The sequence below is a fragment of the Streptosporangium sp. NPDC003464 genome (assembly GCF_053588315.1).
Window position 1 is genome coordinate 1 of sequence record NZ_JBSFPS010000465.1, and the last position, 1264, is coordinate 1264.

3 protein-coding genes are annotated in these 1264 nt (G+C 67.8%); 1 reads left to right on the forward strand and 2 read right to left on the reverse strand.

The window, feature by feature from the left end; translation table 11 throughout:
- Positions 1–358 (forward strand): Pycsar system effector family protein (locus tag ACWDS7_RS47220; RefSeq protein WP_451934634.1); only part of this gene is annotated, 358 nt, incomplete at its 5' end.
- A gap of 102 nt (positions 359–460) precedes the next feature.
- Here the strand turns inward: ACWDS7_RS47220 and ACWDS7_RS47225 are convergent.
- Together ACWDS7_RS47225 and ACWDS7_RS47230 are read right to left on the reverse strand one after the other, a co-directional pair.
- Positions 461–853: a hypothetical protein gene (locus tag ACWDS7_RS47225; RefSeq protein WP_451934635.1), complete on the reverse strand. Its 393-nt coding sequence runs from the start codon at positions 851–853 to the stop codon at positions 461–463.
- A gap of 96 nt (positions 854–949) precedes the next feature.
- Positions 950–1264, reverse strand: a 315-nt coding sequence (locus ACWDS7_RS47230) for a hypothetical protein (protein ID WP_451934636.1), incomplete at its 5' end; no start/stop codon positions are given.

Genomic DNA, 1264 nt, shown 5'->3' on the forward strand with positions numbered 1-1264 from the left:
GGTCACCCTCATCCTCACCGGTCCGGCCCGCTTCCCGGGAATCGGGCGCTTCGGCGTCATCCTGGCGCTGATCCTGCTGTCGGCGGCGGTCCTGCTGATCCTGATCACCATCCGCCCGCCGTCCCCCGGCCAGGGCGGACAGCGGATCCTCGCCTACGCCGAGGAGCCCACGCCCCAGGCCCTGATCGAACGGATGAACACCGAGACAGCGGACTACGAGCTGTTCCTGTCCACCGACGCCCTCCGGATCGCCCGGATCGCGCGCACCAAGCACCGCAATCTACGCTGGTCCGTCAACCTGATCGTCACCGGCATCACCGTCATGACGGTCATGGTCTTCCTGGAGCGCCTGATCTGACGGTGAGGATGCAGGTAACCGTGCCGTGGTCCGGATCGCCGTGCCTGGGGCTCAGCCGCTTACACGCCATCAGCGTCTGGTGCAGGCGTGGTGGCGAGTGCGTCATGTGGCCTTCCGTCTGCCACCTCGAGACTGGGTCGTGCGGGTCGGCGACGCTGCCCGCTTGTCGGACTGGCCACCTTTGGTAGTGGTGGTGTGCTGGTCCAGAGCCTTCATGATCTCCGGGGCGAGGGCGTCGGCCAGCGCGGGCGCCAGAGCATCGGCCAGCGCGTCGGCCAGCACCCGGGTGACCAGGAGCCGTTCGATCATCGATGCGCCCGTCGCCGCTCGTGGGGAGGTGAGAGCCGTTTCGATCAAAGTCGTGATGGGGTCCCCGCTACGGGCGCGGGTCTTCGTCGACGAGCTCGCCTCGCTGAGGATGTCACGGATGAGGTCGTCGATCAGCGCGTCCACCTGCTCATGTTCGGTGGTTTTGTCATGTTCCTCTGACACCATGGGTTGCTCCTTTGCCGTTGATGGGAGCCGTCCCTCGACTGTCGACCGTGGGACAGTTGAGGGACGGCGTGGGTGCTTGGACCGGGCTGCCTGGTGTCAGCGGCCCGCGAGCATGGCGAGCAGGAGCGGGTGCTCGAAGAGGTTCTCCCCGCTCTCCTCGCGGCGGCGCATGAGCATGGCCAGCAGCAGCGGGTGCTCGAACATCCCGCCCCCGCGCTGCCTGCGCCGGCGGGTGAGCGCGGCGAGCAGGAGCGGGTGCTCGATGAGGTTCTCCCCACCTTCCTGGCCGCGGCGCATGAGCATGGCGAGCAGGAGGGGGTGCTCGATGAGGTTCTCCCCACCCTCCTCCCGGCGACGCGCGAGCATGGCCAGCAGAAGTGGGTGCTCGATGAGGTTCTCCCCACCCTCCTC

Bases quoted from the DNA above. Each gene is read 5' to 3' on its own strand.
- ACWDS7_RS47225 (WP_451934635.1), bottom strand. From the start codon at position 853: ATGGTGTCAGAGGAACATGACAAAACCACCGAACATGAGCAGGTGGAC.